Source organism: Desulfobacter sp. UBA2225 (assembly GCF_002348205.1).
GTDB classification, from domain to species: domain Bacteria; phylum Desulfobacterota; class Desulfobacteria; order Desulfobacterales; family Desulfobacteraceae; genus Desulfobacter; species Desulfobacter postgatei.
In genome coordinates, this window is record NZ_DDYV01000045.1 from 1 (window position 1) to 5,111 (window position 5,111).

Annotated in this window: 6 protein-coding genes; all 6 read right to left on the reverse strand. The window is 49.9% G+C overall.

The genetic code is table 11. The features are described 5' to 3' along the window. Positions 1-21 precede the first annotated feature (21 nt). Positions 22-243 (reverse strand): AtpZ/AtpI family protein, encoded by a 222-nt coding sequence (locus B3D59_RS02345; protein ID WP_286817481.1) that lies wholly within the window; start codon positions 241-243, stop codon positions 22-24. A gap of 136 nt (positions 244-379) precedes the next feature. After that, positions 380-1,429, reverse strand: a complete 1,050-nt coding sequence (gene selD / locus B3D59_RS02350; RefSeq protein ID WP_286817482.1) for a selenide, water dikinase SelD — start codon at positions 1,427-1,429, stop codon at positions 380-382. Positions 1,430-1,441: 12 nt separating this feature from the next. Then, positions 1,442-2,224, reverse strand: coding sequence for a peptidoglycan editing factor PgeF (gene pgeF, locus B3D59_RS02355; RefSeq protein WP_286817483.1), 783 nt, complete (start codon positions 2,222-2,224; stop codon positions 1,442-1,444). Further along, positions 2,211-2,699, reverse strand: a complete 489-nt coding sequence (rfaE2, locus tag B3D59_RS02360; RefSeq protein ID WP_286817484.1) for a D-glycero-beta-D-manno-heptose 1-phosphate adenylyltransferase — start codon at positions 2,697-2,699, stop codon at positions 2,211-2,213. Before rfaE2 ends, pgeF begins: the two co-directional genes overlap by 14 nt. A gap of 1 nt (position 2,700) precedes the next feature. Further along, entirely contained in the window at positions 2,701-3,495 is a 795-nt protein-coding gene (locus B3D59_RS02365) for a carbon-nitrogen family hydrolase (protein ID WP_286817485.1), read from the reverse strand. A 28-nt stretch (positions 3,496-3,523) separates the two neighbouring features. Continuing rightward, positions 3,524-4,870, reverse strand: a complete 1,347-nt coding sequence (locus B3D59_RS02370) for a class II 3-deoxy-7-phosphoheptulonate synthase (protein ID WP_286817486.1) — start codon at positions 4,868-4,870, stop codon at positions 3,524-3,526. Positions 4,871-5,111: the final 241 nt, after the last annotated feature.

Below are 5,111 nucleotides of genomic sequence, written 5' to 3' on the forward strand. Positions count from 1 at the left end.
CATAGCAGCCGGGTTCATCCATTAATATTTTTCTGCTTTTTTTCCAGCTCTGATAATGTTGCTGAACCCGGCTGCTATGCCGAACCCAAGCCCCACCAGCAAAAGGACCGGTTTTGTACCAAAAATTGTATCCAGCCAGTATCCCAGTGCCAGCCCTATGACAATGGCCAGAGCCACGGATATGCCAAGACTTGCAAAATATCCCAGCTCACGAAAGGTCTTTCCTTTATCGTTGTCTGCCATTTTAATCAACCTTTCACCGGCAGCTTGGTTGCCGGTCACCCGGCAGCACCCGGCAGCACCCGGCAGCTCTTGGTTTTCAAATTATCCTGAGAGCAAATATCATATGATCGGGGTGAAGTCAACGTGAAAAAACGTTTTATATAATATCAAGGAATCCGTTGGTATACGGCCCTTTAACCCTTCCGATCAATCTTGCCGGAATGCCTTTTTTTTCCATAATATCCACGCATTGCACAGCTTGATCCTGGGCCATAAAAAGCAAAAGCCCACCGGATGTCTGGGGGTCGAACATTAAATCACTTCGCATCCGATCTGTTCCTTGTGCCACACGGAAATGCGGGGCAAAAAAACTTTTATTTTTATGGGTACCGCCCGGAAGCAGGCCCATGGCGGCAAACTCCATTACGCCGTCCAGCACCCCGACCTTTTCCGTATAAATTTCAATACGCACACCCGCACCTTTAGCTGCTTCAATCAAGTGCCCGCCAAGGCCAAAGCCTGTAACATCAGTACAGGCATGAACATTAAACTCTTTAGCGATCAGGGCCGCATTTTTATTCAGGGTGGTCATGGTTTTTACAGCCTGCCTGACCTGCTCCTCGGATGCAAGGCCGCCTTTGAGCGCCGTGGAAATAATACCGGTGCCGATGGGTTTGGTCAAAATAACGGCATCCCCCTCCTTTGCGCGGCTGTTTGCCCAGACCCGGTCCGGTTGCACGATGCCGGTTACCGACAGCCCATATTTGATTTCTGGATCATCCACGGAATGCCCGCCCACAAGGGTTGCGCCCGATTCTTTAATTTTATCAAGTCCGCCTTCGAGAATCCGTGGAAGGATGCCTGCGTCAAGGTCGCATGACGGAAAACAGACAATATTCATAGCCGTAATGGGTGTGCCACCCATGGCATAAACATCGGACAAAGAATTGGCCGCAGCAATCTGACCGAACTCATAGGGGTCATCGGCCACAGGCGTTAAAAAATCAAGGGTCTGGACAAGGGCAATCTCATCGGAGAGGCGAAAGACACCCGCGTCATCCGGGTATTCAAGCCCGATGATCAAATCCGGATGGAACGGCAGTTCAAGTTTTGACACGATGTTATCCAGGGCCCCTGGATCCAGTTTGGCAGCTCAACCAGCTGCTTTTACCGTGCGGGTTAAAAAAAAATGTTTGGATTTATCCATTGTCTGGCATCCTTAAATCTTAAGTGCAATCACTGCGGCAAAGCGTCCGGTGGCCTTATTTGCCCTGAAGGAGTAAAACAGATCCGTACGGCACCGGGTGCAAAGCGCCATGTTTTCAATATTTTTATCCAACACACCGTGGGCCCCAAGCTGATCCCGGGAGATCTGCCAGAAATCAAAATAGGGGCGCTCCTTTTCCTTATATTGCCACAATGCTTTGGGAATTTCCTGCTTATAATTAATAAATTGTGCACAACAGGGGCCAAGGGAGGGAGAAATGCCCGCCCGGATGCTTGCAGGACTGCACCCGAACTGTGTGACCATGGTATTAATGCAGCGGCCTATAATATCTGCCACACTGCCCCGCCAGCCGGAATGGACATTGGCAATCACCTCTTTTTGCGGGTCGTACAGGACTACGGCCTGGCAGTCCGCCACCTGGATCGCAAGCCCTAACCCTTTAAGGTTTGTCACAGCCGCATCGGCTTTAAATATTTTAGAAGGTATTGCCCCCTGCCCTTCCCAGACAGCGCCTGCCGCATCTTCTTCCGATTTCAGCACAGCAACGTCAGTGCCGTGCACCTGATTTAAAAACAGAACCCGTGTCAGGCCTATGGATGACAGCATCAACGCCCTGTTTTGGTTTACAATATCAGGGTCATCTCCGGTGCTCAATCCGACATTTAATCCGAAAAAGGGACCCTTGCTGTATCCTTCGGTTCTGGAAAAAACGCCATGGACCAGCCCAGGGAAGAGGTTCAAATGACCAAATGTCAAAGGGCTAGGCACCGCCATAAAATCGTTTTCCAATGCGTTCAATAATTTTTGACGTGGAGATATCTTCCTCAAATGCCACCCGTGCCACGCGCCCGCCGCATCCTTTGACAAACTCGGCACCGATAATTTTATCCTCGGGCCAATCCGCGCCCTTGACCAGGACATGGGGAATAATACCCCGGATCAAATCATTAGGATCCGGCGCATCAAACAGTACCACATGATCCACACAGCTTAAGGCAGCCACCACGCGGGCCCGCTGCGCCTGACAGATCACCGGCCGAAGATCTCCTTTGATCTGTCGGACGGAGGCATCGGAGTTCAGGCCCAGCACAAGCACATCCCCGAATGATTTTGCTTTTTCAAGGTAGGCCACATGGCCCGCATGAAGCATATCAAAGCAGCCGTTGGTAAACACAACGGTCCGGCCAAGTGCTGTATATTGATGGGACAAACGGCACATCTCATCCAGCGTAACAATTTTATTAACCATATTAACCGTAGATATCCCCCCTGCGGTCCTGCCCAACGGGGATGGTTTGCCGCACCAGGTCAACCAGGTCCATGTCAATGTCAGCCATGATGATACCCGGTTTATCATCGCCCATAACAAGAACGGACCCGTTGGGATCAACGATCATGGAACTGCCTGGAAAAACCAGCCTGTCAGGATCCGTTCCCGCACGGTTACTGCAGACAAACCAGGCCTGGTTTTCAATGGCCCTTGCCCGGATCAGTGCCTGCCAGTGTGCCACCCGGGCAAGAGGCCATTGGGCGCTGAGCACAAAAAGCCTCGCCCCGTCAAGAAAAAGGCGGCGGGCAAGCTCGGGAAATCGCAGGTCATAGCAGATCATTATCCCGACGCGACCCAGGCTGGTGTCTGCCGTCACCATCTCATCTCCCCTGGCATAATGCAGATCCTCACCGGTCAAAGGAAACAGGTGCAGTTTGCGGTACCGGGCCCGGATCTCACCGTCCCGGTCAATGAAATAAAGCGTATTGAATATCTGACCACCCTTTTGCTCAGGCAGGCTGCCTGCAACGGCCATGGAACGCGTCCGGGCAAATTCAGTCAGACTTTGCAGGCTCTCTTTAACAGCCGGCATAAGCCGCCCCATATTTTCATTATCAAACCCGGTTAAAAAAAACTCAGGACAGACCCCAAGGCATGCCCCCTGGTCAGCCAGATGACCTAAATGCCCGAGAGCAACAGAGAGATTACCCCGGACATCCCCGTTTTTTATATCAAACTGCACCGCGCCGGCTTTAAACTGTGTTTTCGTGATCATGTCTCCATTTTTAAGGTATGCGATTCTTTTAGCGCTTGATCATATCAGCGATCTGGAACGCCACTTCAAGGCTTTGCTCCGCATTGAGTCTCGGGTCACAAGTGGTATCATATCGATTGTGAAGTTCCTCACTGACAATATTTCTGGCACCGCCGACACATTCGGTTACGTTTTTACCGGTCATTTCAAGATGAACGCCTCCGGGAATCGTTCCTTCGGCCCAGTGAATTTCAAAAAACCGGGTAATCTCCTTTAAAATATCATTAAAATCCCGGGTTTTGTGTCCGGATTCCGATGTATATGTATTGGCATGCATGGGGTCGCAGTTCCACACAATATGATACCCCTCTTTTCTGGCCTCACGAAGCAGGGGGGGCAGTTTCTTTTCTATAACGTCACAGCCCATTCTGGTGATCAGGGTCAATCGTCCGGGTTCATTGGCAGGATTAAGGATTTCAATGAGCTGCTTGATATCATCAATATCATAGTCCGGGCCGATTTTTACCCCGATCGGATTGAGCACCCCTCTTAGAAATTCAACATGAGCCCCGTCCACCTGCCGGGTCCGCTCTCCAATCCAAAGCATATGTGCCGAACAATCATACCAGTCCCCGGTGGTGGAATCAATCCGGGTCAAGGCCTCTTCATAAGGCAATAAAAGAGCTTCATGGGAGGTGAAAATCTGGGTTTGATTGATCTGGGGAATATCCGTGGTTATCCCGATAGTATTCATAAATTTGATGGCCTGGTCAATCTGCTTGGCCAGACGGTCATAAGACCGTCCCATGGGAGATTGGGCCACAAACTCCTGATTCCAGGCCTGCACTCTTTGCAGGGCTGCGAATCCGCCCCGGGTAAATGCCCGCAACAGGTTCAGGGTGGAGGCGGCCAGATAATATCCTTTAAGCATGTATTTAGGATTCGGGGTTCGCGCGTTGATGGAGAATTCACTTTTGTTAACCATGTCTCCGCGATAAGACGGCAGTTCAACGCCATTTACAGTTTCCGTATCTGACGAACGGGGCTTGGCAAACTGACCGGCGATCCGGCCCACTTTTATGGCTGGTTTTCCACCGGCATAGGCCATAACAACGGCCATCTGCAACAAAACTTTCATGGTTTCCCTGATGGTGGGTGCCGTAATTTGGGAAAAATCTTCAGAACAGTCCCCCCCCTGAAGCAGAAACGCATCCCCTTTTGAGGCCTTAGCCAGCAGGTCCTTCAATGTTCTTATTTCCCCTGCAAAAACCAAGGGCGGCAGCAACGCCAAATCTTTAGTGACTTTTTCCAACGCTCTTTGATCCGGCCAGTTAGGTTGTTGAAGGGCCGTATAATTTTTCCAACTTGATTTTGTCCATCCATTTTGATTTGTCATGTTTTATACCGTCTTATCCTTATTATTTTTTTATAAGAAAGTCTGCGTAACTTACTAAGATCTTTCAATCTTTGTTGTTGGCTCTGCCTGGCAATTGATATGTCAGGCCAGCCCATGGCAATTATTTCATTTTTATAATCCACCGAGGAATCATGCCTTGCAATTTAGAATGTTTATTCTGAAATTGCAAAGAATACGGCGAAAAAATTTAACCCCCATGTCCTGACGGACACAACAAACA

Coding starts and splice junctions, on each gene's coding strand:
- B3D59_RS02345 (WP_286817481.1), bottom strand. CDS start 243: ATGGCAGACAACGATAAAGGAAAGACCTTTCGTGAGCTGGGATATTTT.
- pgeF (WP_286817483.1), bottom strand. CDS start 2,224: ATGGCGGTGCCTAGCCCTTTGACATTTGGTCATTTGAACCTCTTCCCT.
- rfaE2 (WP_286817484.1), bottom strand. CDS start 2,699: ATGGTTAATAAAATTGTTACGCTGGATGAGATGTGCCGTTTGTCCCAT.
- B3D59_RS02365 (WP_286817485.1), bottom strand. CDS start 3,495: ATGATCACGAAAACACAGTTTAAAGCCGGCGCGGTGCAGTTTGATATA.
- B3D59_RS02370 (WP_286817486.1), bottom strand. CDS start 4,870: ATGACAAATCAAAATGGATGGACAAAATCAAGTTGGAAAAATTATACG.